General features: G+C 65.1%; 24 protein-coding genes. 12 read left to right on the forward strand and 12 right to left on the reverse strand.

What is annotated here, in order from left to right; genetic code table 11:
- Positions 1–15: 15 nt before the first annotated feature.
- The 4 genes from HDG39_RS00350 to recG form a co-directional block, all read right to left on the reverse strand.
- Complete coding sequence (locus HDG39_RS00350; RefSeq protein WP_018419459.1) at positions 16–180, reverse strand: hypothetical protein; 165 nt, start codon at positions 178–180, stop codon at positions 16–18.
- 96 nt (positions 181–276) lie between these two features.
- Entirely contained in the window at positions 277–1731 is a 1455-nt protein-coding gene (locus HDG39_RS00355) for a catalase (protein ID WP_184002343.1), read from the reverse strand.
- Positions 1732–2143: 412 nt separating this feature from the next.
- Positions 2144–3103 carry a LysR substrate-binding domain-containing protein gene (locus HDG39_RS00360; RefSeq protein ID WP_018419456.1) on the reverse strand — a complete coding sequence of 320 codons (960 nt, stop codon included), beginning with the start codon at positions 3101–3103 and terminating at the stop codon, positions 2144–2146.
- Between the two features lie 102 nt (positions 3104–3205).
- Positions 3206–5554, reverse strand: a complete 2349-nt coding sequence (gene recG / locus HDG39_RS00365) for an ATP-dependent DNA helicase RecG (protein ID WP_184002345.1) — start codon at positions 5552–5554, stop codon at positions 3206–3208.
- 189 nt (positions 5555–5743) lie between these two features.
- Here recG and queA point away from each other — a divergent pair, with 189 nt between their 5' ends.
- From queA to secF, 5 genes are all read left to right on the forward strand, one after another.
- A complete protein-coding gene (queA, locus tag HDG39_RS00370; protein ID WP_184002348.1) occupies positions 5744–6802 on the forward strand; it encodes a tRNA preQ1(34) S-adenosylmethionine ribosyltransferase-isomerase QueA in 1059 nt (352 codons plus the stop codon).
- 115 nt (positions 6803–6917) lie between these two features.
- Complete coding sequence (tgt, locus tag HDG39_RS00375; RefSeq protein ID WP_184002350.1) at positions 6918–8108, forward strand: tRNA guanosine(34) transglycosylase Tgt; 1191 nt, start codon at positions 6918–6920, stop codon at positions 8106–8108.
- Between the two features lie 168 nt (positions 8109–8276).
- Positions 8277–8606, forward strand: coding sequence for a preprotein translocase subunit YajC (yajC, locus tag HDG39_RS00380; RefSeq protein WP_018419452.1), 330 nt, complete (start codon positions 8277–8279; stop codon positions 8604–8606).
- 116 nt (positions 8607–8722) lie between these two features.
- Complete coding sequence (gene secD / locus HDG39_RS00385) at positions 8723–10819, forward strand: protein translocase subunit SecD (RefSeq protein WP_184002352.1); 2097 nt, start codon at positions 8723–8725, stop codon at positions 10817–10819.
- 18 nt (positions 10820–10837) lie between these two features.
- Complete coding sequence (secF, locus tag HDG39_RS00390) at positions 10838–11788, forward strand: protein translocase subunit SecF (protein WP_018419450.1); 951 nt, start codon at positions 10838–10840, stop codon at positions 11786–11788.
- Positions 11789–11885: 97 nt separating this feature from the next.
- Here secF and HDG39_RS00395 read toward each other — a convergent pair whose 3' ends face one another.
- The 4 genes from HDG39_RS00395 to HDG39_RS00410 all read right to left on the reverse strand — a co-directional run bounded on the left by HDG39_RS00395 (position 11886) and on the right by HDG39_RS00410 (position 15274).
- Positions 11886–13163, reverse strand: coding sequence for an MFS transporter (locus HDG39_RS00395; protein WP_184002354.1), 1278 nt, complete (start codon positions 13161–13163; stop codon positions 11886–11888).
- 297 nt (positions 13164–13460) lie between these two features.
- On the reverse strand, positions 13461–14030 hold the full coding sequence (locus HDG39_RS00400) for a YceI family protein (RefSeq protein WP_184002356.1): 570 nt from the start codon (positions 14028–14030) through the stop codon (positions 13461–13463).
- Between the two features lie 111 nt (positions 14031–14141).
- Positions 14142–14705: a YceI family protein gene (locus HDG39_RS00405; RefSeq protein WP_018419447.1), complete on the reverse strand. Its 564-nt coding sequence runs from the start codon at positions 14703–14705 to the stop codon at positions 14142–14144.
- Positions 14706–14713: 8 nt separating this feature from the next.
- Positions 14714–15274, reverse strand: a complete 561-nt coding sequence (locus HDG39_RS00410) for a cytochrome b (protein WP_184002358.1) — start codon at positions 15272–15274, stop codon at positions 14714–14716.
- A 417-nt stretch (positions 15275–15691) separates the two neighbouring features.
- On the opposite strand from HDG39_RS00410, the gene HDG39_RS00415 reads away from it, so the two are divergent.
- From HDG39_RS00415 to HDG39_RS00445, 7 genes are all read left to right on the forward strand, one after another.
- Positions 15692–16483 (forward strand): paraquat-inducible protein A, encoded by a 792-nt coding sequence (locus HDG39_RS00415; RefSeq protein WP_184002360.1) that lies wholly within the window; start codon positions 15692–15694, stop codon positions 16481–16483.
- Positions 16484–16490: 7 nt separating this feature from the next.
- The gene (locus HDG39_RS00420) at positions 16491–17141 is read left to right on the forward strand and encodes a paraquat-inducible protein A (protein WP_184002362.1); all 651 of its coding nucleotides are present in this window, start codon (positions 16491–16493) and stop codon (positions 17139–17141) included.
- A complete protein-coding gene (locus HDG39_RS00425; RefSeq protein ID WP_184002364.1) occupies positions 17134–18795 on the forward strand; it encodes a PqiB family protein in 1662 nt (553 codons plus the stop codon). The genes HDG39_RS00420 and HDG39_RS00425 overlap by 8 nt, the downstream gene beginning before the upstream one ends.
- A complete protein-coding gene (locus tag HDG39_RS00430) occupies positions 18792–19565 on the forward strand; it encodes a PqiC family protein (RefSeq protein ID WP_184002366.1) in 774 nt (257 codons plus the stop codon). The genes HDG39_RS00425 and HDG39_RS00430 overlap by 4 nt, the downstream gene beginning before the upstream one ends.
- A 183-nt stretch (positions 19566–19748) precedes the next feature.
- Entirely contained in the window at positions 19749–21035 is a 1287-nt protein-coding gene (locus HDG39_RS00435; protein ID WP_184002368.1) for a THUMP domain-containing class I SAM-dependent RNA methyltransferase, read from the forward strand.
- A gap of 228 nt (positions 21036–21263) precedes the next feature.
- Positions 21264–21647 (forward strand): VOC family protein, encoded by a 384-nt coding sequence (locus HDG39_RS00440; protein ID WP_184002370.1) that lies wholly within the window; start codon positions 21264–21266, stop codon positions 21645–21647.
- A gap of 40 nt (positions 21648–21687) precedes the next feature.
- Positions 21688–22431, forward strand: coding sequence for a helix-turn-helix transcriptional regulator (locus HDG39_RS00445; protein WP_184002372.1), 744 nt, complete (start codon positions 21688–21690; stop codon positions 22429–22431).
- 293 nt (positions 22432–22724) lie between these two features.
- Here the strand turns inward: HDG39_RS00445 and HDG39_RS00450 are convergent, their stop codons facing one another.
- The 4 genes from HDG39_RS00450 to HDG39_RS00465 form a co-directional block, all read right to left on the reverse strand.
- Positions 22725–23144 (reverse strand): type II toxin-antitoxin system VapC family toxin, encoded by a 420-nt coding sequence (locus HDG39_RS00450; protein ID WP_184003177.1) that lies wholly within the window; start codon positions 23142–23144, stop codon positions 22725–22727.
- A complete protein-coding gene (locus HDG39_RS00455; RefSeq protein ID WP_184002374.1) occupies positions 23141–23392 on the reverse strand; it encodes a type II toxin-antitoxin system prevent-host-death family antitoxin in 252 nt (83 codons plus the stop codon). The genes HDG39_RS00450 and HDG39_RS00455 overlap by 4 nt, the downstream gene beginning before the upstream one ends.
- 215 nt (positions 23393–23607) lie before the next feature.
- Positions 23608–25059, reverse strand: coding sequence for an NAD(P)(+) transhydrogenase (Re/Si-specific) subunit beta (locus HDG39_RS00460; RefSeq protein WP_018419438.1), 1452 nt, complete (start codon positions 25057–25059; stop codon positions 23608–23610).
- On the reverse strand, positions 25060–25389 hold the full coding sequence (locus tag HDG39_RS00465) for an NAD(P) transhydrogenase subunit alpha part 2 (RefSeq protein ID WP_184002376.1): 330 nt from the start codon (positions 25387–25389) through the stop codon (positions 25060–25062).
- Between the last annotated feature and the right edge of the window lie 5 nt (positions 25390–25394).

The following is a 25394-nucleotide window of genomic DNA, read 5'->3' on the forward strand; positions in this document are numbered from 1 at the left end:
CTGGCGGTACTGCGCTCAGCCTCCCAGCGCGTGTTGCAACGCCTGCGCGGCGATTACCGCAAAGCCGCTCGCGACGATCGCAAAGCCCAGTGCCTTGCGAAACATCAACGCCTGCCATTGCGCCTGCTTGCTCGGCGCGGCGGCCGGACCGCCGATGCTCGCCATCATCATCCGAATCATGATCGTACTCCGGGTTCGTCTCGTCACGGACCGCAGCAATGCGCCGCGCCATCGATTACTTTGCCACTGCTTTGCCATCCGCCGCGTATATGACGCCTAGCGGTTCCTGCCTTCCCGCAACGCGGCGAGCGCCGCGATCACACCTTCCGCGTAAGCCGGATCGGCGCGGCGGAAATGCTCGATCTGACGCGCGACGATTTGCTGCGGCACGCCGTCGATATGTCGCGCGATATTGCCGAACAGACGCTCACGTTGCGCGTCGTCGAACAGCGCGAACAACATGCGCGGCTGCGTGTAGTAGTCGTCGTCCTCGCGATGCTCGTAACGCGCGACTGCGCCCGCCGCGAGCGGCGGCTCGGACGCGTTCTCGTCCTGCACGAAGTCGCCGAAGCGATTCGGCTCGTAATTCAGGTTGCCGCCGCTATTGCCGTCGGTGCGCATCGCGCCATCGCGATGAAACGAATGCGGGTTCGGCACGCGCGGCGCATTCACCGGGATCTGGTGATGATTGATGCCGAGCCGGTAACGCTGCGTATCGCCGTACGAGAACAGCCGCCCCTGCAACAGACGGTCCGGCGAAAATCCGATGCCCGGCACCACGTTCGCCGGCGTGAACGCCGCCTGCTCGACGTCCGCGAAATAGTTCGCCGCGTTGCGATTCAGTTCGAGCGTGCCGACGTCGATCAACGGATAGTCCTTCTGCGACCACACCTTCGTGATGTCGAACGGATTGAAGCGGTAGTTCGCCGCATCCGCTTCCGGCATCACCTGAATTGCGAAGCGCCACTTCGGGAAGTTGCCCGCGTCGATGCTGCTCACGAGATCGCGCTGCGCGCTTTCGCGGTCATTGGCGACCACCTGCGCGGCTTCGGCGTCGCTGAAATTTTCGATGCCCTGCAGCGACTTGAAGTGGAACTTGACCCAGAAACGCTCGTTGTTCGCGTTGATGAACGAGTACGTGTGCGAGCCGAAGCCGTGCATCTGCCGGTAGTTCTTCGGAATGCCGCGATCGCTCATCAGAATCGTCACCTGATGCAGCGACTCCGGATGACTCGACCAGAAGTCCCACGCGGCGACGTTGCTGCGCAGATTCGTGTACGGATCACGCTTCTGCGTATGAATGAAGTCCGGAAACTTGAGCGGATCGCGAATGAAGAACACCGGCGTGTTGTTGCCGACCACGTCCCAGTTGCCTTCCTCCGTGTAGAACTTGATCGAGAAGCCGCGCACGTCGCGCTCGGCGTCGGCCGCGCCACGCTCGCCGGCCACCGTCGAAAAACGCATGAAAAGCGGCGTTTCCTGGCCGACCCGCGCGAATACCTTCGCCTTCGTGTAGCGCGAAATGTCGTGCGTGACCGTCAGCGTGCCGAACGCGCCCGAACCCTTCGCGTGAACGCGCCGCTCGGGAATCACTTCGCGATCGAAGTGCGCGAGCTTTTCGAGCAGCCAGACGTCCTGCAGCACCACGGGGCCACGCGGGCCGGCGGTCATCGAGTTCTGGTTATCGGCGACGGGCGCGCCGGCGGCATTGGTGAGCTTACGTTCGGACATGGGCACTCCTGCGTGGTTTCTATCGAATCGGGGGAAAAGCATGCGGCATCCGTGCGCGACGGACGCCGTCACGGGTAGGCACGTCAGGCGGCCAGCACCCGGTCGGCCAGCAACGACACGGCGACCGAACGGATACTCGGCGCGGCGACCGTCGTGGCCTGTGGCGCGGGAAAAGCGTGGATGGGCAGTGAAACCGCTTGCATGGTGTTTTCCTCCTGAGTTGTCTCGCGCCCCGACTCGGAGTCTGGGCGCTGAGCCTTATCGAATAAGGGGATCGGGCGATCCGTGGAGGAAACTATAGCAATATCTATCGAATATTCGTATTTGATTAAATTAATCTATTCGATAGGGCTTGCGCCCTTTTTTTCGGCAGGCCGCACCGGTATCCGGCGCGGCTGCGGATGATGGCGAGTCAGTTGACGGCGGCGGGCAGATCGAGCTTTCTGACGCCCGGCAGGTCGCACGCGGCGATTGCTTCGCAGATCGCGTCGATCGCGGGCATGCGCGTGAAGCTCTTGCGCCACGCCAGCACGACGCGGCGATCGGGCACCGGCTCGTCGAACGCGACATAGCTGAGCAGGCCCGCGTCGATACCGCCCGCATGTGGCTTGACCTCGTGCACCGACATGCGCGGCAGCACGGTAATGCCGACGCCGCTTGCGACCATATGACGAATCGTTTCGAGCGACGAGCCCTCGAAGGTCTTCTGGATGCCGTCGGCGTTCTGCGAAAAGCGCATCAGCTCGGGGCATACGCCCAGCACGTGATCGCGGAAGCAGTGGCCGCTGCCGAGCAGCAGCATGGTTTCCTGCTTCAGGTCGTCGGGGTCAATCTTCGGGCGGCTTTCCCATGCGTGGCCGGACGGCAGCGCGACGACGAACGGCTCGTCGTACAGCGGACGCAGCATCAGCCCGGTTTCGGGAAACGGCAGCGCCATGATCGCCACGTCGATTTCGCCCTGCTTGAGCAGTTCGATCAGCTTCAGCGTGAAATTTTCCTGCAGCATCAGCGGCATCTGCGGGACGCGCTGGATCATCTGCTTGACGAGCGTCGGCAGCAGGTACGGCCCGATCGTGTAGATGACGCCGAGGCGCAGCGGACCGACCAACGGGTCCTTGCCCTGCTTGGCGATTTCCTTGATCGCGAGCGTCTGCTCGAGCACGCGTTGCGCCTGCGTGACGATCTGTTCGCCGATCGGCGTCACGCTGACCTCGCTGGTGCCGCGCTCGAAAATCTGCACGTTCAGCTCGTCTTCGAGCTTCTTGATGGCGACGGACAGCGTGGGCTGGCTGACGAAACACGCTTCGGCGGCCCGGCCGAAGTGCCGCTCGCGGGCCACCGCCACGATGTATTTCAATTCGGTGAGCGTCATTCGGGGATCAATCAGTCCGATGGATTCGATAGGTTCTAGTTATACACCTATAGGGTCGGTTCGCCAACTTTTTAGCCGTTGTGCTTGCGGCGGGGACGGTGGTCAGGCTTTCAGATACTGCTCGCGCGCGCCGAGCCAGCGCGCCAGATGCTGAATGACCACGTCCGGATATTGGTCGAGCAGCGTCGCGGCGGCTTCACGCGCCGGCTCGATCAGGTGCTGATCGTTCTGCAGGTCCGCGAAACGCAGCATCGCGGCGCCTGACTGCCGCGCGCCGAGGAACTCGCCGGGCCCGCGGATTTCGAGGTCGCGGCGGGCGATCTCGAAGCCGTCTGTGGTTTCGCGCATCGTTTGCAGGCGCGCCCGGGCGGTCATCGACAGCGGTCCGGTGTAGAGCAGCACGCAGACCGACGCGGCGCTGCCGCGCCCCACGCGTCCGCGCAACTGATGCAGCTGCGCGAGACCGAAGCGCTCCGCATGCTCGATCACCATCAACGATGCGTTCGGCACGTCGACGCCGACTTCGATCACCGTGGTCGCGACCAGCAGCTGGATCTCGTTGCGCGAGAACGCGTCCATCACCGTGGCCTTTTCGGCGGGCGCGAGGCGCCCGTGCACCAGCCCGACCTTCAGCTCGGGCAGCGCGGCCACCAGCGTCTCGTAGGTCTCGACCGCGGTTTGCAGCTGCAGGGTCTCGCTTTCCTCGATCAGCGGACACACCCAGTACACCTGGCGCCCCGTCAACGCCGCCTCGCGCACGCGGCCGATCACCTCTTCGCGGCGCGCGTCGGACACGAGCTTCGTGAGGATCGGGGTGCGGCCGGGCGGCAGTTCGTCGATCGTGGAGACGTCGAGGTCCGCGTAGTAGGTCATGGCGAGCGTGCGCGGAATCGGCGTCGCCGACATCATGAGTTGATGCGGCTGGAAGTCGGCCGCGCCGTCGGCGGCGCCCTGCGCCTTCGCGCGCAACGCGAGCCGTTGCGCGACGCCGAAGCGATGCTGTTCATCGACTATCACGAGCCCGAGGCGCGCGAACTCGACCGCGTCCTGGATGATCGCGTGCGTGCCGATCACGAGCTGCGCGGTGCCGAGCGCGGCCGCTTCGATCGCGGCGCGCTTCTCCTTGGTCTTCAGACTGCCCGCGAGCCACGCGACATTCACGCCGAGCGGCTCGAGCCAGCCGCGCAATTTGCGCGCGTGCTGCTCGGCGAGAATTTCGGTCGGCGCCATCAGCGCGGCCTGGTAGCCGGCGTCGATCGCCTGCGCAGCGGCGAGCGCCGCGACGATCGTCTTGCCGCTGCCGACGTCGCCTTGCAACAGCCGCTGCATCGGATGCGGCTGCGTCAGATCGAGCGCGATCTCGCCGCCGACGCGCTGCTGCGCGGCCGTCAGCGAAAACGGCAGCGCCTTCAGCAGCCGCGCGACCAGCGCCGATTCGTCGCCGAGCTTGCGGCGCGGCATGGCCGGCGCGGCGCGCGTGCGCCGCTCGTCGTGCGCGCGCTTCAGCGACATCTGCTGCGCGAGCAGTTCCTCGAACTTGATGCGCACCCAGGCCGGATGCGTGCCATCGATCAGCGCCGTTTCGTCCGACTGCGGGCCCGGATGATGCAGCGTGCGCACCGCGTCCATCAGCGCCGGCACCCCGAGCGGGTCGAGAAACGCGCGCGCGACCGGCGCGGGCAGCAACTCCGGCAGCGACGTGCGCGCGAGCGCGTTGTCGATCGCCTTGCGCAGATACGCCTGCGAGACGCCCGCGGTGCTCGGATAGACCGGCGTCAGCGCCTGCGGCAGCGGCGTGTCTTCATCGACGACGCGCACGGTCGGATGCACCATCTCCATGCCGAAGAAGCCGCCCCGCACGTCGCCGCGCACGCGTAGGCGCGCGCCGGGCGCCATCTGCTTGACCTGCGAGCCGTAGAAATTCAGAAAGCGCAGCACGAGCTCGTCGCCGTCGGCGTCGCGCAGCTTCACGAGCAGCTGCCGGCGCGGGCGATAGGCGATCTCATTGTCGAACACCACGCCTTCGGTTTGCGCGATGCCGCCGGGCAGCAGGTGAGCGATCGGCGTCAGCGAGGTTTCGTCTTCGTAGCGCATCGGCAGATGCAGCACGAGGTCGATGTCGCGTGTGAGGCCGAGTTTGGCGAGCTTGTCGGCGGTTTTGACGGGAGCTTTGGCTGCAGGTTTGGCGGCGGCCTTCGTCGTAGCCTTGGTTTTAGCGGCGGGTTTGTCGCCGTTCGCAGAGCCGGCCGCGAATTCATCGGGAGGGTCGCCCGCGGCGGCGCCGGCATGGCCGCCGTCGCGCCCGGCATCGTGGCCGGCGGCCATCATGCCACCTTGCGCGCCACCTTCCGCCGCATCCCGCTCCCCCGTCTCCGCCCGCGCACCGCGGCGCCTCGGTTCGGCGCCCGCTTCGAGGGTGGCAACGGACGATCGGCGGTCGGACAAAGGCATGGGCTGCTTCGCAAGTACAATATCGGCTGTTGTCGAAAAGAAGTCGTGCCGCCCTTCGCGCGTCCAGCGTAGGCAGGATGCGGCACAAAGCGCGCGGGCCGCTTCGGCGTCCCGCCATCATAGCCGCCCGGCTCCGGCTTCGGCTCAATTCAGTCCCAAATCCGTCCCAACCCGCTTCCAGTCGTTCGCATGTTTACGCTTTCCGATTTCGATTTCGATCTGCCGCCCGAGCTGATCGCGCAAGTCGCGCTGCCCGAGCGCAGCGCAAGCCGTCTGCTCGACGTAGACGCCGCAGGCGCCGCCGATGGCGCCGCGCGCCTGATCGACCGCCGCTTCACCGAACTGCCCGAGTGCCTCGCGTCGGGCGATCTGCTCGTCTTCAACGATACCAAAGTGCTGAAGGCGCGCTTCTTCGGCCAGAAGTCGAGCGGCGGCAAGATCGAAGTGCTGGTCGAGCGCCTGACTGGCGAGCGCAGCGCGCTAGCGCAGATCCGGGCGAGCAAGAGCCCGCAGGCAGGCACGACGATCCGTCTCGCGGATGCGTTCGACGTCACCGTCGGCGAGCGCGTCGATCAGTTCTACACGCTGCATTTCCCCGACGACTGCCTGACGCTGATCGAGCAGTACGGCCGTCTGCCGCTGCCGCCGTACATCGAGCACGACCCCGATGCGACCGACGAAACCCGCTATCAAACCGTATTCGCGCAGAACCCGGGCGCGGTCGCCGCGCCGACCGCCGGCCTGCACTTCGACGACGCGCTGCTCGCGAGGCTCGACGCCCACGGCGTCGAACGCGCAACGCTGACGCTGCACGTCGGCGCGGGCACGTTCCAGCCGGTGCGGGTCGAAAAAATCGCCGAGCACAAGATGCACAGCGAGTGGTATCACCTGCCGCAATCGCTCGCGGACAAGATCGCCGCGACGAAAGCGCGCGGCAACCGCGTGATCGCGGTCGGCACGACCTCGATGCGCGCGCTCGAAGCCGCCGCGCGCGACGCCGAAGCGGCCGGCCATCCGCTCGCCGCGGCGAGCGCGGAAACCGACATCTTCATCACGCCAGGCTACCGGTTCCGCGTGGTCGACCGGCTGGTCACGAACTTCCATTTGCCGAAATCGACGCTGCTGATGCTGGTGTCGGCGTTCGCGGGCGTCGAGACGATTCGCGCCGCGTACCGTCATGCGATCGACGAGCGCTATCGCTTTTTCAGCTACGGTGACGCGATGCTGCTCACGCGGCGCGATGCATGAGCCGGTTCGAGCACTGCTTCAGCGTATCGGCAGTTTTCCTGGCCGCCGCGATCCCTCGTGGCGGTTTTTCATTGATTGCGCCGGACTGTTTTCCGGTAGCACCGGAGTGATCCCCATGACCCTCGGTCATCCCTCGCAACAACCTGCCCACGAGCGCCCCGAGAACGGCCTCAAATTCGAACTGCTCGGCACCGACGGTCAGGCGCGCCGCGGCCGCGTCACGCTCAATCACGGCGTGATGGAGACGCCGATCTTCATGCCGGTCGGCACCTACGGCACCGTGAAGGCGGTGCAGCCGCGCGAGCTCGACGAAATGCACGCGCAGATCATCCTCGGCAACACGTTTCACCTGTGGCTGCGACCCGGCCTCGAAACCATCGAGGCGCACGGCGGCCTGCACGGCTTCATGGGCTGGAAGAAGCCGATCCTGACCGACTCGGGCGGCTTCCAGGTGTTCTCGCTCGGCGATCTGCGCAAGATCACCGAGGACGGCGTCACATTCGCATCGCCGATCAACGGCGACCGGCTGTTCCTGTCGCCGGAAGTGTCGATGCAGATCCAGAAGGTGCTGAACTCGGATATCGTGATGCAGTTCGACGAATGCACGCCGTACGCGACCAACAACATCCCGACCTCGCACAAGGAAGCCGCCGAATCGATGCGCATGTCGATGCGCTGGGCGCAACGCTCGATCGACGAGTTCCAGCGCCTCGGCAATCCGAATGCACTGTTCGGCATCGTGCAGGGCGGCATGTTCGAGGATCTGCGCGACGAGTCGCTCGCCGGCCTCGCGGAGAAGAACTTCCACGGCCTCGCGATCGGCGGTCTGTCGGTCGGCGAGCCGAAGGAAGACATGATGCGGGTCCTGAACCACATCGGCCCGAAGCTGCCGGCCGACAAGCCGCACTACCTGATGGGCGTCGGCACGCCGGAAGACCTGGTGGCCGGCGTCGCGGCCGGCGTCGACATGTTCGACTGCGTGATGCCCACGCGCAACGCGCGCAACGGCTGGCTCTTCACGCGTTTCGGCGACATCAAGATCCGCAACGCGACGCACAGGAACTCGCTGCGCCCGCTCGACGATCAATGCGGCTGCTACACCTGTCGCAACTTCACGCGCGGCTATCTGCACCACCTGCATCGCGTCGGCGAAATTCTCGGCGCGCAGTTGAACACGATCCACAACCTGCATTACTACCTGGAACTGATGCAGGAAATGCGCGATGCGATCGAGGCGAAACTGTTCGACGCGTTCCGCAAGCGCTTCCACGAAGATCGCGCGCGCGGCGTCGAACCGTCGTCCTGATGGCGCGATAGCTTACAATTTACTTTCGCCCCGGGGCTGAATTTGCCCCGAATCGGACCTTTAAACGGTTGATCCCAAAGCCGATTCGCCGCGCCGGTGCGCGTGTGGCCGGTGGTAGAATAACCGGCTGATTTTTTTGATCGTTTGACTGATAACGGAGAGACCAACGTGTCGTTCATTTCCAATGCCTTCGCGCAAGGCGCAGCAGCAGGTGGTATCGAATCGAACCTGATGAGCTTCCTGCCGCTGATCCTGATGTTCGGCGTGCTGTACTTCATCATGATTCGCCCGCAAATGAAGCGTCAGAAGGAACATCGCAACATGCTCGCAGCGATGGCCAGGGGCGACGAAGTCGTGACGAACGGCGGCATCGTCGGCAAGGTGACGAAGGTGGGCGAAGCCTACGTCGGCATCGAAATCTCGGAAGGCACGGAAATCACCGTGCAAAAGGCGTCGGTCACGACAATTCTCCCGAAGGGCACGATCAAGTCGCTGTAAGGCCTGCACTCCCCGCGTCCGGTGCGGCCTCGCCGGCGGTTCAGGCACTTCGCTGAACCGCCCGCGCTCATCGCCGGACGCATTGCATCCAAGCCAACCTTCCCGTTGGACCACTCATGAATCGCTACCCCCTCTGGAAATACGCCGTGATGCTGGTGGCTCTGGTCATCGGCCTCGTGTACACGCTGCCCAATCTGTACGGTGAAGCGCCGGCGGTGCAGGTGTCGAGCGGCAAGGCCACGGTCAGGCTCGACGCCACCACGCTCGCGTCGGTCGAAGCCGCGCTCGCGGGCAATCAGATCAAGCCGACCGCAATCACGTTCGACAACTCGCAGAACAACGCGAACATCCGCGTGCGCCTGACGGACACGGACACGCAGCTGCGCGTGAAAGACCTGCTGCAGAAGTCGCTCAATAGCGACCCGAACGATCCGCAGTACGTCGTCGCACTGAACCTGCAAAGCGCGTCGCCGACCTGGATGACCGCGCTGCGCGCACTGCCGATGTACCTCGGTCTCGACCTGCGCGGCGGTGTGCACTTCCTGCTGCAGGTCGACATGGCCGGCGCGCTGAACAAGAAGCTCGATTCGGACGCCTCGGACGTGCGCACGCTCCTGCGCGACAACAACGTGCGCGACGGCGGCGTGAATCGCGTGAACCAGTCGGTGGTAGTGAATCTGGCCGACCAGGCCACGGCGGACGCGGCGCTCAAGCTGCTCGGCCGCAGCGTCAGCGAATTGCAGTGGGCGTCGCAGCCGACCACCGGCGCGGACGGCGGTGTGCAGCTCGTCGGCACCTTCACGCCGGCCGTGCAGCGCGCGGTGCAGGACGCCGCGCTCAAGCAGAACATCACGACGCTGCATAACCGCGTGAACGAACTCGGCGTGGCCGAGCCGGTGATCCAGCAACAGGGCGCGGACCGCATCGTGGTCGAGCTGCCGGGCGTGCAGGACACCGCGAAGGCGAAGGACATCATCGGCCGCACGGCGACGCTCGAAGCGCGCCTCGCCGACCCGGTCAACACGCATCCGAACCCGAACGACCCGGTGCCGCCGGGCGATGAACTCTTCACGCAAGGCAACCAGGCGCCGGTGCTGCTGCGCAAGCAGGTGATCTTCACCGGCGACCGCATCATCGACGCATCGGCGGGCTTCGACGAGCATCAGCGTCCGTCGGTCAACATCCGTCTCGATTCGGCAGGCGGCCGCGCGGTGCGCGCAGTGTCGCGCGACAACATCGGCAAACCGATGGCGATGGTGCTGTTCGAACGCGGCAAGGGCGAAGTGCTGACGGTCGCGACCATTCAGTCGGAACTGGGCGACCGCTTCCAGATCACCGGCCAGCCGACCCCGCAAGCGGCCGCCGACCTCGCGCTGCTGCTGCGCGCCGGTTCGCTCGCCGCGCCGATGGAAATCATCGAGGAACGCACGATCGGCCCGAGCCTCGGCGCCGACAATATCAAGAAGGGCTTCCACTCGGTCGTGTGGGGCTTCGCGGCGATCGCCGTGTTCATGATCGCGTACTACATGCTGTTCGGCGTGATCTCGATGATCGGCCTGTCCGTGAACCTGCTGCTGCTGGTCGCGGTGCTGTCGATGCTGCAGGCCACGCTCACGCTGCCGGGTATCGCCGCTATCGCGCTCGCGCTCGGTATGGCGATCGACGCGAACGTGCTGATCAACGAGCGCGTGCGCGAAGAACTGCGCCACGGCGCGCCGCCGCAACTGGCCATCCAGAACGGCTACGCGCATGCGTGGGCGACGATTCTCGACTCCAACGTGACCACGCTGATCGCCGGCCTCGCGCTGCTCGCTTTCGGCTCCGGTCCGGTGCGCGGCTTCGCGATCGTCCACTGTATCGGCATACTGACGTCGATGTTCTCGGCGGTGTTCTTCTCGCGCGGCCTGGTCAACTTCTGGTACGGCGGCAAGAAGAAGCTGAAGTCGCTGTCCATCGGCCAGGTGTGGCGTCCGCAAGCGGCGGCCGCAGGATCGGCTGCTTACGCTGGCGGCAACAGCCTCGGCAGCAGCGACGCCGCGACCGACACCGCGCAGGCCATCGCCACGGCGAAGGCAAGCGCGAAGGCAAGCTCGAAGGCACCGGCCGCGGCCGGCTCGCAGGGTCGCGCGAAGCCGTCCGTGCGCCGCCGCAATGCGCCGGGCACACCGACGTCGAATGACTCGACGCGGCAGAAACCGGGTTCATCCCGCTGAGTCCCGGAGAACAAGACCATGGAATTTTTCCGTTTCCGTAAAGACATTCCGTTCATGCAGCGCGCGTTGATCTTCAACGCGATCTCGCTGATCACCTTCCTCGCCGCCGTGTTCTTCCTCGTGCATCGCGGGCTGCATCTGTCGGTGGAATTCACCGGCGGCACCGTAATCGAGGTGCAGTATCCGGGCGCGGTGCCGCTCGACCCGGTGCGCAACACGCTCGGCAAGCTCGGCTATGCCGACGCGCAGGTGCAGAACTTCGGCTCCTCGCGCGACGTGCTGATCCGTCTGCCGCTGAAGACGGGCTACACGTCCGCGCAGCAGAGCGAACAGGTGATGGGCGCGCTGAAAGCCGACACGCCGGAAGTGCAGTTGCAGCGCGTCGAGTTCGTCGGTCCGCAGGTCGGCAAGGAGCTCGCCACCGACGGTCTGCTGGCGCTCGCCTGCGTGGTGGCCGGCATCGTGATCTACCTGTCGTTCCGCTTCGAATGGAAGTACGCGGTCGCCGGCGTGATCGCCAACCTGCACGACGTCGTCATCATTCTCGGCTTCTTCGCGTTCTTCCAGTGGGAGTTCTCGCTGTCGGTGCTGGCCGCGGTGCTCGCGGTGCTCGGCTATTCGGTCAACGAGTCGGTCGTTATCTTCGACCGGATTCGCGAAACCTTCCGCCGCGAACGCAAGATGACCGTGATCGAAGTGATCAACCACGCAATCACCAGCACGATGTCGCGAACCGTCATCACGCACGGCTGTACGCAGATGATGGTGCTCTCGATGTTCCTGTTCGGCGGCCCGACGCTGCACTACTTCGCGCTCGCGCTGACGGTCGGTATTCTGTTCGGTATCTATTCGTCGGTGTTCGTCGCCGCGGCTCTTGCCATGTGGTTCGGCGTCAAGCGCGAAGACCTGATCAAGGACAAGAAGGAACGCGTCGATCCGGACGATCCGAACGCGGGCGCCCAGGTTTGATGCGCGCGTAACCGCTGAGGATTGCGCGAACAAAAAAAGGCCGGTTCTGTCGAACCGGCCTTTCGCGTTTACGTACGCCGTCGTTACCGCGTCATTCCTAGCGGAACCCCAGCTTGCGCCGCGCGCCGATCAGCGCCGCGATGCTCAGCAGCGCGGCAAACATCACGTAGTAGCTCGGCGCTGCCTTCGAACCGGTCGCGCTGATCAGCCACGCGATGATGAACGGCCCGAAGCCGCCGAAGATCGTCACCGCGATGTTATACGCGAGCGACATGCCGGTCGTGCGCGTCTGCACCGGGAATATCTCCGACAGCAGTCCCGGCGTCGCGCCGAAGTAGCCGCTGACGAGAAAACCGAACACGATCTGCCACACGATCAGCGTGCCGAAGCTCGGATGCGCGATCAGGAGCGCGAACGCCGGATAGACGAGAACGAACAGCAGCACGGCCGCGCCCAGCATGATGCGTGTGCGTCCATGCAGGTCCGACCAATGCCCGGCCACCGGCGAGAACACCATCTGGATCAGACCCGTCACCGCGATCGCCGAGAACGCGACCGACGGCGCGAGCCCCAGTTGCCGCACGCCATAGGTCGGCATGAACAGCATCAGATACGCGGACACGGTCCCGAGGATCACCACGCCCATCGCGATCACGAGCCGCAGCTTCTGCGTCGCGAACGTATCGCGCAGCGGCGTCTGCGTCGTTTCGGCGGCGAGGAATTCGGGCGTCTCGTCGAGCCTGGTGCGGATGTAGAACGCAACGGGCCCGATCAGCAGACCGAAGAAGAACGGCACCCGCCAGCCCCACGATGCCATCTGTTCCGGCGACAGCTGGCCGGTCAGCAACGCGCCGAAACCGGCCGCGAGCAGCGTCGTCAGACCCTGGCTCGCCATCTGCCAGCTCGCGTAGAAGCCGCGCCGGCCCGGCACGTGCTCGGCTAGAAACGCAGTCGCGCTGCCGAATTCGCCGCCGGCCGAGAAGCCTTGGATCAGCCGCGCGAGCACGAGGATCAGCGGCGCGGCGAGACCGATGCTCTGGTAGGTCGGCAAAATCGCGATGATCAGCGTGCCGCTCATCATCAGCAGGATGGAAAGCGTGAGCGCCGCCTTGCGCCCGACGCGGTCCGAGTACGCGCCGATCACGATCGCGCCGAGCGGCCGCATGAAGAATGACACGCCGAACGTGCCGAGCGTGAGCAGCAGCGATACGGTCTCGTTGCCGGCCGGAAAAAACAGCTTGGAGATGGTCACGGCGAAAAAGCCGTACACCACGAGGTCGAACCATTCGAGCGCGTTGCCGATCGAGGCGGCCGCCACCGCGCGCCACGAATTCTGCCGGCTTCCCGCGACGCTTGCTGCTGTCGTTGCATTCATCCAGATCTCCTGTACTGCGCGAAATATTTATCGACACGAACGCATAACGTCCGCCCAGGCCATCCCGGCAATGCGCAGCACCGGCATGACTGCTTGCGCTCTATTTAACTGAAAAAATAAAAGTGATGCGAGCGACAAATGGCCGATGCGCGCCACCTTGGCCGAGGCGTTCGCTACGGGCGACAAAAAACCGCTTCGTCGGTGAACGATCGAAGCGGTTTTCGTATTGCGGCGCAGCGCGGATCGAATCGCAACAGCGGCCCGCGCGCGGCGCCGGCCGCGAAGCTGCCGTCGCGCTTACTGCTGCTTGATACCTTCCGACTGGATATGCAGGCGCGTCTGCATGCTGAAGCCGTACTTCGCGCCGAACTCCATGCCGTAATCGGCGCGATTGAATTCGGTGCTCGCCTCGACGCCGCATACTTCGCGCTTGAGGACCGGGTGCTGCATGCACTTGAACGAATCGATCTTCAGATTCACCGGCTTCGTGATGCCGCGAATCGTCAGCGTGCCGATCACCTCGACGGGCTTGTCGCCGTCGAACTTGATCTCAGTGCCCTTGTAGGTCACGGTCGGATACTTCTCGACGTCGAAGAACTCGGCGGCCCTCAGGTGATCGTCGAGCTTCGGGTTGCCGGTCTGCACCGAAGCGGGATCGACGGTGACGTCGATGGTGCCGGTCTTGGCCGCGCGATCGAGCGTCACCGTTCCCGTGGTCTTCGTGAATTTGCCGCGCCAGATCGACAGACCGCCGAAGTGGTCGGCCTCGAAGCTCGGAAACGTATGCATCGGATCAAGCAGATAGGTATCGGCGGCGAAGGCGCCGAGCGACAACGACGAAGCCAGCGCGCCAACAGCGATCAACATGGACGTTTTCAATTCGTGCTCCTGTTTTGCGTTGAAAATCGCGGTGCAACCTGCGATGGGAAAGCGGCCGCGCCCCACGTGGCGCGGCGGACCTCGCGATCGCCGTGCGCGTTACGTGCGCGCGGCGACGATATGAAACTTGATCACGACCTCGTCGGCGACGACCGATGTGTCCTTCCATTCGCCGGTGCCGATGTCGAATTGCGAGCGCTTGATCGGCAGCGCGCCGTCGAAAGTCTGCATCGCGCCCTGCTGGCCGACCGTGACCGGCACCACGACCGTCTCCGACTTGCCCTTGATGGTCAGCTTACCGGTCACCTTGAACTGGTTGCCGCCGGCCGGCGCGATCGCGCTCGACACGAACGTCGCGCTCGGAAAGGTCTTCGCGTCGAACCATTCCTTGCCGCGCACCTGCTCGTTGTAGCTCTCGTCGCCGAGATCGTAGCTGGCGACGTCGATGTTGAGCTGCGCGCTGCCGGCCGTCGGTTTGGCCGGATCGAAGCTGACCTGCGCCGTGAACTTATTGAACTTGCCTTCGACCGGCACGTTCATCTGCTTCGAGGTAGCCGTCACCGAACTCTTCGCGACGTCGACCTGCGCGAGCGCCGCGCCCGCGGCGCTCAGCGACGCCGCCGCGAACGCGGCCAGCATGTAGCGATAAAACGAAACCTTCATGGTTGTCCTTATTTGAGGAAGGGGAGCATGCGAGACAGCAGGCCGTCGCGATCGAGCCATTGATGCTTGAGCGCCGCCGCGGTGTGTAGCGCGACCAGCACGAGCAGCGTGTAATTCAACGCGATGTGCAGGTTCTTCAGCACTTCCTTCAGGTGCGGATCGGGCGCGATGATTCGCGGCAGCGGAATCAGCCCGAGGTAGACGACCGGCACGTTCGCCGCCGAGCTATACAGATAGCCGGACACGGGAATCACGATCATCAGCACGTACAGCAACAGATGTGTGCCATGCGCGGCGCCACGCTGCCAGGTGGGCATGCGGCGCGGCATCGGCGGCGCGGCGTGGGTCGCGCGCCACAGGACGCGCACGATCGCGAGCGCGAACACGGTCACGCCGATCCATTTGTGCCACGAGAAATAGCGCAGCTTAGTGGGCGTGAAGCCCGGGATGTCGGTCATCACCCAGCCGAGCGCAAAGCCGCAGACGATCAGCAGAGCGATCAGCCAGTGAAAAGCGATGGCGGTCCGCGTGTACGACTCCCGGGTACCGAACGATGGATTGAGTGTCATGACAGTTCAACGCAGGCTGTTAGAAGTTAACGGCGCGCCGCGGCCAGCTATTCCGCGATCACCGCCGCGCATCGGCGCTGCGCGCGCGGCCGATGCGGCGGATATCATCGCCGCGAAAGGCCGCCGGGCATGCCACGGGCGCCATGCTACCCCAAGCGCGAAAAGCTGGCTGGAGCGCGTCGGCGGAACGGGCCCGAATTTTGCGGCGCAATGGCCCCAAGGCGTCGCGCCACCGCCCTTGCGTTGAACGATTCGGGGACGGAAAGCCCCGAAGCGACGCCATCTCAGGCCCGGACCAGCGCGCGGCTCGCCTCGGTCGCGAGACCGCGTTTGGTACTATTGCTGCTCACCGCCGCCCGACCCCTCGTAATGAGCAGGCCTTGCACGCCGCCATTACCTCGTTAGCCCATCTGCCGCATGGAACATGACAACCTGATCGCGTGCCATGAATGCGACACGCTGTTCCGCAAGCCACGGCTTGTCGGGCGCGTCGCCGCGCGTTGTCCGCGCTGCGGCGCATCGCTCTATCGCGGCGTCTCGCGCAAGCTCGACGCGATCTGCGCACTGACGCTCGCCGCGCTGATCACGTTCGTGATCGCGCAGGGCTTTCCGATCGTCGAACTCGAAACCAACGGCATCACGTCACAGACTACGCTGTTCGGCGCGCTCGTCGCGCTGTGGGGCGAGGACATGGAGATCGTCGCCGTGATGGTGTTCTGCTCGACGATCCTCTTTCCGTTCACCGAACTCGTCGCGCTGCTGTACGTGCTGGTGCCGCTACGCGCCGGCTACGTGCCCGCGCACTTCAATCGCGTGCTGCGCGCAATCCAGTTCGTGCGGCCGTGGGGCATGATCGAAGTGTTCATGCTCGGCGTGCTGATCACGATCGTGAAGATGGTGAGCCTCGCGCGCGTGATTCCCGAGGCGGCGCTGTTCGCGTTCGGCGCGCTGACGCTGATGTTCGCGGTCGTCGTCACATTCGACCCGCGCGTGCTGTGGGATGTCGCCGACGAGATCGACGCGAGCGGCGATCGGCCGTTGCCGCGCACGTCGGCCGACAGCGCGGCGGTCGCGGTCGGCTCGCTCGCCGGTCCGCCGGCGCCGTCCGCGCGCGTCGCGGGCTCGACCAGCGGCAGCGCTGGTGGCCCAACCAACAGCACGGCGGAGGGCACCCCGCCCGGCTTGCCGCCCACGCCGCGCGAAGGATGAGCCCGCGATGAAATACGTCACCGCGAAACGCGCGGGCCTGCTGTCCTGCCATTCGTGCGGGCGCGTCGAACCGCGCATCCGCTCGGTCACGCCGCAGCACTGCGGCCGCTGCGGCGCGCATCTGCACTCGCGCAACCCCGACAGCCTGATGCGCACATGGGCACTGCTGATCGCCGCGGCGCTGCTGTATATTCCGGCGAACCTGCTGCCGGTGATGCACACGTCGTCGCTGCTCGGCTCCGAGGACGACACCATCATGAGCGGCGTCGTCTATTTCTGGACCTCCGGCGACTGGCCGCTCGCGATGATCGTGTTCATCGCCAGCATCCTGGTGCCGATGCTGAAGCTCTCGGTGCTCGTTCTGCTCACCGTCACCGCGCAGCGCCGCTCGCGCTGGCGTCCGCAACAGCGCACGACGCTGTACCGGATGGTCGAGCGGATCGGCCGCTGGTCGATGCTCGACGTGTTCGTCGTCACGCTCACCGTGGCGCTCGTGCGTTTCAAATCGCTGGCCGAGATCACGGCCGGGCCGGGCGCGATCGCGTTCGGCTCGGTCGTGATACTGACGATGCTGGCCTCCATGCAATTCGATCCACGACTCATCTGGGACCCCGTGGAAAGCAGTACCCCAACACCTCAGGATCTCGACCATGACTAGCCCGCAAGGACCGACGCCCGCTTCCGATGACGCGCCGCGCAACGATTCGAACGGACCCAGACTGCCGCCCCAACTGCCCGACCCCGAGATCGAGCCACGCAGCCGCTGGCTGCCGTCGCTCGTCTGGGTGATTCCGCTGATCGCCGCGCTGATCGGCATCGCGCTCGTGATCAGGTCGGTGACCGAGCGCGGCCCCGTGATCACGATCAGCTTCATCAGCGCGGAAGGGCTCGAGCCGGGCAAGACCAAGGTCAAGTACAAGGACGTCGATGTCGGTGCGGTGAAGACGATCACGCTGTCGCCGGATCTGTCGCACGTGCTCGTGCAGGTGCAGCTCACCAAGGAAGGCGGAAAGTTCGCGGTCAAGGACTCGCGCTTCTGGGTGGTGCGTCCGCGCGTCGGCGCAAGCGGCGTGTCGGGTCTGACGACGCTGCTGTCGGGCTCGTACATCGGCGCCGACGCGGGCCGTTCGTCCGATAGCGAGAGCAACTTCGTCGGCCTCGAAACGCCCCCGCCCATCACCGGCGACCAGAAGGGCCATCAGTACACGCTGCACGGCGATTCGCTCGGTTCGATCGACATCGGCTCGCCGATCTTCTACCGGCGCGTGCAGGTTGGCCAGGTGGTCGGCTTCTCGCTCGACAGGGACGGCACCGGCGTGACGATGCGGGTGTTCGTGTCGGCGCCGTTCGACCAGTACGTCGGCACCAACACGCGCTGGTGGCATGCGAGCGGCGTCGATCTGCGGCTCGATTCGAGCGGCTTCAAGCTGAACACGCAGTCGCTCGCGACGGTGATCGTCGGCGGTCTGTCTTTCCAGTCGCCGCCTGGCCAGAACATGGGCCCGCAGGCGCCGAACAACCAGACGTTCCGCCTCGGCTCGGACGAAGCGGACGCGATGCGCGAACCGGACGGCGTGCCCTTGCGCGTCGTGATGAACTTCAACCAGTCGCTGCGCGGGCTGTCGATCGGCGCGCCGGTCGATTTCCGCGGCATCGTGCTCGGCCAGGTGACCAATATCGGCATCGACTACGATCCGAAGACGCAGAGCTTCACGATGCCGGTCACGATGAACCTGTACCCGGACCGTCTCGGCAAGCGCTTCCGCGAGAGCTCGCCGCAGCCGGGCACGTTCGCCGGCGAGAACCTGCTGCAGGAACTCGTCAGGCACGGTCTGCGCGGCCAGTTGCGCACCGGCAACCTGATCACGAGCCAGCTGTACGTGGCCCTCGATATCTTCCCGAAAGCGCCGCCGGCAAAGGTCGACGTGACGACCGATCCGCTCGAGCTGCCGACCATTCCGAACACGCTCGACGAACTGCAACTGCAGGTCGCCGACATCGCGAAGAAGCTCGACAAGGTGCCGTTCGACCAGATCGGCGCGAATCTGAACACCGCGCTGAAGAACGCCGACCAGCTGTTCTCGCGTCTCGACAAGGAAGTCGTGCCGCAGGCGCGCGACACGCTGACGGCCGCGAAGCAGACCTTCAATTCGGCCCAGGCGACCTTGCAGCAGGATTCGCCGATGCAGTCCGACGTTCATCAGGCGTTGCAGGAACTGACGCGCACGTTGCAGTCGCTGAACGCGCTATCGGACTACCTCGAGCGTCATCCCGAATCGCTGTTGCGCGGTAAATCAGGAGATAAACCATGATGTTTGCCCGGCTCCCCCGTCCGCCGCGCGCGCTCGTGCGCGCTGCCGTACGCGGCGTCGCGTATGGCACCGCGCTGGCTGCGGCTCTCGCCATCGCGGCGTGCTCGTCGCCGTCGAGCCGTTTCTATACGCTGGGTGGCGCGGATAGCGCAAGCACCGCCGCGAATGGCGCCGCGCCGGCCGTCGCGCGCACGAGCGCCGCGCCTGCCTGGCTGATCGAAGTCGCGCCGGTCAACGTGCCGCCGCAGGTGGCGAGAAATCAGCTGGTCGTGCAGACCGGGCCGACTCAGGTGCAGTTGCTCGAACAGGAACGTTGGGCGTCGCTGCCCGGCGATGAAATCCGCCGCGCGCTGTCGACGAATCTGACGCAGCAGCTCGGCACCATCGATACGTTCGGCACCGCGCACCCCGACGACGCGGCCGTCTACCGGATCGCCATGAACGTGCAGCGCTTCGAGTCCTGGCCCGGCTCGCATGCGTTGATCGATGCGGTGTGGAGCGTGCGGGCCGTGCGCAGCAATGCGGTGATGACGTGTCGCAGCGTGGTCAGCGAGACGGTTGGCGACGGGTACGACGCGCTCGTCGATGGACATCGGCGCGCGCTCGCGGAAGTGTCGACACAGATCGCGATGGGCGTGCGCGCGATGGCGGCAACGGCCGTCGCTTCCACGAACACGACGGGCCGGCCTTCGTCTCCGGCCAGACCGGCCGCGGCGCCGGCCGTGCCGCCCTGTCCTTCGGCGGGAACGGCCGCGGGAGCCGGCGCCTGACAGGCCCGGCTGGCGCGGCGAGCTCAACGGTGTCCGGATGCCGGCAGGCGTCGCCGGCCAAAGCGGGACGCGAGGCGAGATGACGCGACGACAGACGACGACGGCCCGGCGCGCCAATCGCGCCGGCCCGCCGATCTCGACCGCGTACAATAGCGCCTTATCCAACGCCTTGCGGCAACCTCAATGTCCTTCGATTTCTTCCTTCCTTGCCCGCGCGGGCTCGAAGCTCCGCTCGCGGCCGAACTCGCCGAAATTGCCGCCAAACATCTGAACGGCGCCGCCTTCACGGACGGCGCCCAGGTACCGGGCGGCGTGCATTTTCGCGGCGGCTGGGCCGCCGGCATGGCTGCCAATCTGCACTCGCGTCTCGCGAGCCGCGTGCTGCTGAAAATCGCGCAGCGGCCCTATCGCAGCGAGCAGGACATCTACGCGCTCGCGCTCGAGCAGCGCTGGGAACAGTGGTTCTCCGCGCACGATACGCTGCGCGTCGACGTCACCGCGATCAAGTCGCCGCTGCGCAGTCTCGAGTTCACGACGCTGCGCGTGAAGGACGCGATCTGCGATCGTCTGCGCGAAAAAAGCGGCGCGCGGCCGAGCATCGACACCGCGATGCCCGACGTGCGCGTGTTCGCGTTCCTGACCGCGACCGACTGCACGCTGTACCTCGACACTTCCGGCGATCCGCTGTTCAAGCGCGGCTGGCGTCTCGACAAGGGCGCGGCGCCGCTGCGCGAAAACCTCGCGGCTGGCATTCTGCGTCTGACTGGCTGGCAGGCCGGCACGCCGCTCTACGATCCGATGTGCGGCAGCGGCACGTTCCTCGCGGAAGCGGCGCAGGTCGCGTTGAACATCGCGCCGGGCGTCGAGCGGCGCTTCGGCTTCGAGAAGCTCAAACAGTTCGACGCGCGGAGCTGGCAAGCGCTGAAGGGCGCCGCGCTCGAAGCGAAAGACGCGGCGCGCGGCTCGCGCGGCGCGGATCTGCAGATTTTCGGCAGCGACATCTCCGGCGACATGCTCGAAAAAGCGCGCGCGAACTTCGAGCGCGCCGGCTTGCCGCCCATTTCGCTCAAGCAGCTCGATGCGCGCGACATGACGCCGCCTGGCTCGGCGCCGGGCATCCTCGTCGCGAATCCGCCGTATGGCGAGCGGATCGAAGTGCGCGGCCGCAATGCGCGCGGCGAGCTTCGCGAAGGCCGCGGCAATCGCGACGACGACGGCTTCCGCCGCATTCAGGAAGAAGCGCCGGACAGCGAGTTTTTCCAGTTGCTCGGCAATGCGTTGAAGCAGCGCTTTGCCGGATGGCATGCGTTCATCCTGACGTCGGATCGCAAGCTTCCGGGGCAACTGCGGCTGCGCGAATCGACGAAGACGCCGCTGTTCAACGGCGCGCTCGAATGTCGGCTGTTCCGCTTCGATCTGATCGCGGGCAGCGTGCGGCAGCGTCCGCAGGGCGATACGCCGGCGGCTTGAGGCTGTTTCTAGCGGGGCGGCGCGCTGTCGTCGCCCTGTCGTCATCGCGTCGCTCGAAAAGCAGGCCACGCGCATGAGCGATGTGGTCGGCGTGTTTCAGTTGCTGGTGGGGTGAAGCGGGCGCGTCTTCGCACCCTACTGCCACCATGCTGTCAGCAGCACCCCCGCACACTCCTTCTCACGCCATCCGGCGCTTGAACGGCCTACTGCCAACCGAAGGAGAGTGTCATGTCCGCATTGCCCAAAGTCGTTGCCTGGTTCGAAATCCCGTCCGTCGATTTCGATCGCGCGGTGCGCTTTTACGAAGCCGCGCTCGACGCCCCGTTGAATCGACAGGAGATCGGCGGCCAGCCGATCGCCGTGTTCGGCTACGAGGAGCCCGCGAGCGGCGGCGCGGTCGTCCACAATCCGTCGATGACACCCGGCGTCGACGGCGTCACCGTCTACCTGAACGCGCTGCCCACCGTCGACGCGGCGCTTGCGCGCATCGAACGGGCGGGCGGCAAGACCGACGGCCCGGTGATCAAGCTGCCGCAGGACATCGGCTATATCGCGTTCTTCACCGATACCGAAGGCAATCGCGTCGGCCTGCATTCGCGCACCAACGGCTAAGCGCGCACCGGAAGCCGCCGCGCCCCGACCGAAGGCCGCCATGCGGCGCTATCATCGCGGGACCGTCCCCTTCCTCCTCTACCCGACGCCCACGATGACGCGCCGCGCCGACCGCCTGTTCCAGATCGCCGAGCTGCTGCGCGGCCGGCGCCTGACCACCGCGCAGCAACTAGCCGACTGGCTGAACATCTCGCCGCGCACGGTCTATCGCGACGTGCGCGATCTGCAATTGTCAGGGGTGCCGATCGAAGGCGAAGCGGGCATCGGTTATCGGCTGTCGCGCTCGGCAAGTCTGCCGCCGCTGACCTTCACCGCCGACGAACTCGCCGCGCTCGCCGCCGGCGCGCGCATGCTCGAATCATGGGGTGGCGCGGGCTTCGCGAGCGGCGCGCGGGGCGCGCTGGCCAAGATCGCATCGGCGATGCCCGCCGACAAGCGCGCGACGCTCGAACGGCTCGCGATCTTCGCGCCGTCGTTTCACATCAAGGGGGATTTTTCGAGGCAGCTCGACACGCTGCATCGCGCAATCGATGCGCGCCAGGTGGTGCGCTTCGCATACACCGACGCGAACGGCGCCGACACCGAGCGCCGCGTCTGGCCGCTCGCGCTCGCGTACTGGGGCGCGCGCTGGACGCTCGGCGCATGGTGCGAGCTGCGTGCTGATTTCCGCAACTTCGGACTGGAGAAGATGCGCGATCTCGAAGTGCTCGAGACGTATCCGGATCAGGAAGGCAGGCGGCTCGCGGATCTGCTGCGGCACGTAAACGCGAGGCCGAAAATATGAAAAGGATCGCGGCGCGACGCACCGCGATCTCAGGGACTGTTTACCGCTAACGAGCTACTCGACCGACTTCACCATATCCTCGATCACCTTCTTCGCGTCGCCGAACACCATCATCGTCTTGTCCATGTAGATGCGTTGATGGTCATTGGGTCAAGCTCCCTATGAAAGCGCGCCGCATCAGGCTTACGGCCGGGGTGCCTGGCGATTCAGGCGGTTATCGCAGGTAAAACGCATTCCGGTAAGTCCAGTTACCGGCATTGACCCGACGCGAAATTTTTCGCGTCCGCGAAAAATCACGCGGCCTGCCAAGGGTTCACAAGGGAGACGCCCGTTGCTACGAAATCAGCGACATTTCGCGTCACCACGGTCATACCATGAACGATCGCCGTAGCGGCGATAAGCGCATCACGCTCCGAGCGCCGATCCGGTACATGCAAGCGCGCGCAGCGTAAGGCAACGCCCGTATCGACAGGCAGCACGCGATCCGCAAATTCAGTTAAGACGTGCTCATCGAGCCATGCGCGCAGCAACGCGCCTTGGCTCGGGTCGCTGCGCTCCTTCAGCAAAACGCCCGTTGCCAGCTCCATGATCGTGATTGCAGAGACAAAGAGCGCCGAAGCATCGACGCTCTTTGCCCAGGCGACGAGGTTGGCATCCGCCCTGCGCCCCTTACGGAGTTCTGAAACGACATTCGTATCGATAACAAACATCAGAGTTCAGCCGGCCGGATAGATATATCCACGCGCGGCGGATCGAATTCAATGTCAGCAACCTCGGGCATGGCCAAGGCGTCCACGATGTTGCGACGCTGTCTGGCGAGAAGCCAGTATTCCTCGATGCTCAGCAAAACATGGGCGGGCCTGCCGCGATCGGTGATGAATACAGGGCCGTCCTTGGTCGCCTTTTTCGCCCGGGTCACGTCCTGATTGAGTTCCCTGCTGGATAAGGTCGTAATCGTCATATTCCCTCCCGCCATCTAACGTAGTAACGTTACTACATGTCAGGAATGTAGACAAGTCACTACGTTGTGAGTTCCGAAAGAGAAATTTTCGCGTCCGCGAAAAATCCGCCGACGGCGGCTCGCGGATCTGCTGCGGCATCTGAACGCGAAGCCGAACAGATGAAAAGGATCGCGGTGACCCACCGCGATCCTGAGGCCGATTCACCGCTAGCGATCTAGTCGACCGCCTTCACCATATCCTCGATCACCTTCTTCGCGTCGCCGAACACCATCATCGTCTTGTCCATGTAGAACAGGTCGTTGTCGAGCCCGGCGTAGCCCGCCGCCATCGAGCGCTTGTTGACGATCACGGTGCGCGCCTTGTACGCCTCGATGATCGGCATGCCCGCGATCGGCGACTTCGGATCGTTCTTCGCGGCCGGATTCACCACGTCGTTCGCGCCGAGCACCAGCACCACGTCGACCTGGCCGAACTCGCCGTTGATGTCCTCCATCTCGTACACCATGTCGTACGGCACTTCGGCCTCGGCGAGCAGCACGTTCATGTGACCCGGCATGCGGCCGGCCACCGGGTGAATGGCGTACTTCACCTCGATGCCCTTCTCGACCAGCTTGTCGGTCAGCTCCTTCAACGCGTGCTGCGCGCGCGCGACGGCCAGCCCGTAGCCCGGCACGATCACGACCGTTTCCGCGTTGCCCATCATGAACGACGCGTCATCGGCCGAACCCGATTTCACCGGACGCTGCTCCGCTGAGCCGCCCGCGGCCGCGCCCGGCTCGTTGCCGAAACCGCCGAGGATCACGTTGAAGAACGAGCGGTTCATCGCGCGGCACATGATGTACGACAGGATCGCACCCGACGACCCCACCAGCGACCCAGCGATGATCAGCATCGGATTGTTCAGCGAAAAGCCGATGCCCGCCGCCGCCCAGCCCGAATACGAGTTCAGCATCGACACGACCACCGGCATGTCCGCACCGCCGATCGGAATGATGATCAGTACGCCGAGCACGAACGCGATGATCGTCATGATGATGAACGGCAGCCACGACTGCGTGAGGAAGAAGAGGACGCCGAAGCCGAGCATCGCGAGCGCGAGCATCAGGTTGATCAGATGCTGGCCGCCGTAGACGACCGGCGCACCCTGAAACAACCGGAACTTGTACTTGCCCGACAGCTTGCCGAACGCGATCACCGAGCCGCTAAAAGTAATCGCGCCGACGAAAGTGCCGATGAACAGTTCGATGCGATTGCCGTACGGCAGGAAGCCCTCGATCGGCACGTCCGGATCGACGAGGCCGAACGCGGCCGGCTCCGACACCACCCCATACGCTATGCACACGGCCGCGAGACCGATCAGCGAGTGCATCGCCGCGACCAGTTCAGGCATCCTGGTCATCTCGACGCGCGCGGCGACGAACGCTCCGATCGCGCCGCCGATCACGAGCCCGAACAGCAGCAGGCCGAGACCGAGACCGAGATTGGAGCCAAGTGCTTCGGCCTGCCGCGAGATCAGCGCGATGGTCGTCAGAATCGCGATCGCCATGCCGACCATGCCGAAGGTATTGCCGACGCGCGCGGTCTTCGGATTCGACAGCCCCTTGAGCGCCTGAATGAAGCAGACCGACGCGACCAGATACAGCAGCGTGACGACGTTCAGGCTCATTTACGTACCCTCCTTGCCGCCGCCAGCCGGTAGTTTCCTGGGTTCCTTCTTCTTGAACATCTCCAGCATTCGCCGTGTGACGAGAAATCCGCCGAACACGTTGACGGCCGCGAGCGCCACCGCGATCGTGCCGAAGAACTTCCCGGCGCTGCCGACCGTGAGACCCGCCGCGAGCATGGCGCCGACGATCACGATCGCCGAGATCGCATTGGTCACCGCCATCAGCGGCGTATGCAACGCTGGCGTGACGTTCCAGACCACGTGATAGCCGACGTAGATCGCCAGCACGAAGATGATCAGATTGATCACCGTGTGATTGATGACTTCCATCTTCG

This window comes from Paraburkholderia lebeckiae, assembly GCF_014201005.1.
Lineage (GTDB): Bacteria > Pseudomonadota > Gammaproteobacteria > Burkholderiales > Burkholderiaceae > Paraburkholderia > Paraburkholderia tuberum.

Excerpts from the sequence above, each read along its gene's own strand:
- queA (WP_184002348.1), top strand. The coding sequence starts at position 5,744 with ATGTTTACGCTTTCCGATTTCGATTTCGATCTGCCGCCCGAGCTGATC.
- HDG39_RS00425 (WP_184002364.1), top strand. The coding sequence starts at position 17,134 with ATGACTAGCCCGCAAGGACCGACGCCCGCTTCCGATGACGCGCCGCGC.
- HDG39_RS00355 (WP_184002343.1), bottom strand. The coding sequence starts at position 1,731 with ATGTCCGAACGTAAGCTCACCAATGCCGCCGGCGCGCCCGTCGCCGAT.
- HDG39_RS00435 (WP_184002368.1), top strand. The coding sequence starts at position 19,749 with ATGTCCTTCGATTTCTTCCTTCCTTGCCCGCGCGGGCTCGAAGCTCCG.
- HDG39_RS00420 (WP_184002362.1), top strand. The coding sequence starts at position 16,491 with ATGAAATACGTCACCGCGAAACGCGCGGGCCTGCTGTCCTGCCATTCG.
- HDG39_RS00395 (WP_184002354.1), bottom strand. The coding sequence starts at position 13,163 with ATGAATGCAACGACAGCAGCAAGCGTCGCGGGAAGCCGGCAGAATTCG.
- HDG39_RS00350 (WP_018419459.1), bottom strand. The coding sequence starts at position 180 with ATGATTCGGATGATGATGGCGAGCATCGGCGGTCCGGCCGCCGCGCCG.
- HDG39_RS00460 (WP_018419438.1), bottom strand. The coding sequence starts at position 25,059 with ATGAGCCTGAACGTCGTCACGCTGCTGTATCTGGTCGCGTCGGTCTGC.
- HDG39_RS00360 (WP_018419456.1), bottom strand. The coding sequence starts at position 3,103 with ATGACGCTCACCGAATTGAAATACATCGTGGCGGTGGCCCGCGAGCGG.
- HDG39_RS00465 (WP_184002376.1), bottom strand. The coding sequence starts at position 25,389 with ATGGAAGTCATCAATCACACGGTGATCAATCTGATCATCTTCGTGCTG.
- tgt (WP_184002350.1), top strand. The coding sequence starts at position 6,918 with ATGACCCTCGGTCATCCCTCGCAACAACCTGCCCACGAGCGCCCCGAG.
- HDG39_RS00405 (WP_018419447.1), bottom strand. The coding sequence starts at position 14,705 with ATGAAGGTTTCGTTTTATCGCTACATGCTGGCCGCGTTCGCGGCGGCG.
- HDG39_RS00455 (WP_184002374.1), bottom strand. The coding sequence starts at position 23,392 with ATGACGATTACGACCTTATCCAGCAGGGAACTCAATCAGGACGTGACC.
- HDG39_RS00410 (WP_184002358.1), bottom strand. The coding sequence starts at position 15,274 with ATGACACTCAATCCATCGTTCGGTACCCGGGAGTCGTACACGCGGACC.
- HDG39_RS00415 (WP_184002360.1), top strand. The coding sequence starts at position 15,692 with ATGGAACATGACAACCTGATCGCGTGCCATGAATGCGACACGCTGTTC.
- HDG39_RS00440 (WP_184002370.1), top strand. The coding sequence starts at position 21,264 with ATGTCCGCATTGCCCAAAGTCGTTGCCTGGTTCGAAATCCCGTCCGTC.
- HDG39_RS00445 (WP_184002372.1), top strand. The coding sequence starts at position 21,688 with ATGCGGCGCTATCATCGCGGGACCGTCCCCTTCCTCCTCTACCCGACG.
- recG (WP_184002345.1), bottom strand. The coding sequence starts at position 5,554 with ATGCCTTTGTCCGACCGCCGATCGTCCGTTGCCACCCTCGAAGCGGGC.
- HDG39_RS00400 (WP_184002356.1), bottom strand. The coding sequence starts at position 14,030 with ATGTTGATCGCTGTTGGCGCGCTGGCTTCGTCGTTGTCGCTCGGCGCC.
- secD (WP_184002352.1), top strand. The coding sequence starts at position 8,723 with ATGAATCGCTACCCCCTCTGGAAATACGCCGTGATGCTGGTGGCTCTG.
- secF (WP_018419450.1), top strand. The coding sequence starts at position 10,838 with ATGGAATTTTTCCGTTTCCGTAAAGACATTCCGTTCATGCAGCGCGCG.
- HDG39_RS00430 (WP_184002366.1), top strand. The coding sequence starts at position 18,792 with ATGATGTTTGCCCGGCTCCCCCGTCCGCCGCGCGCGCTCGTGCGCGCT.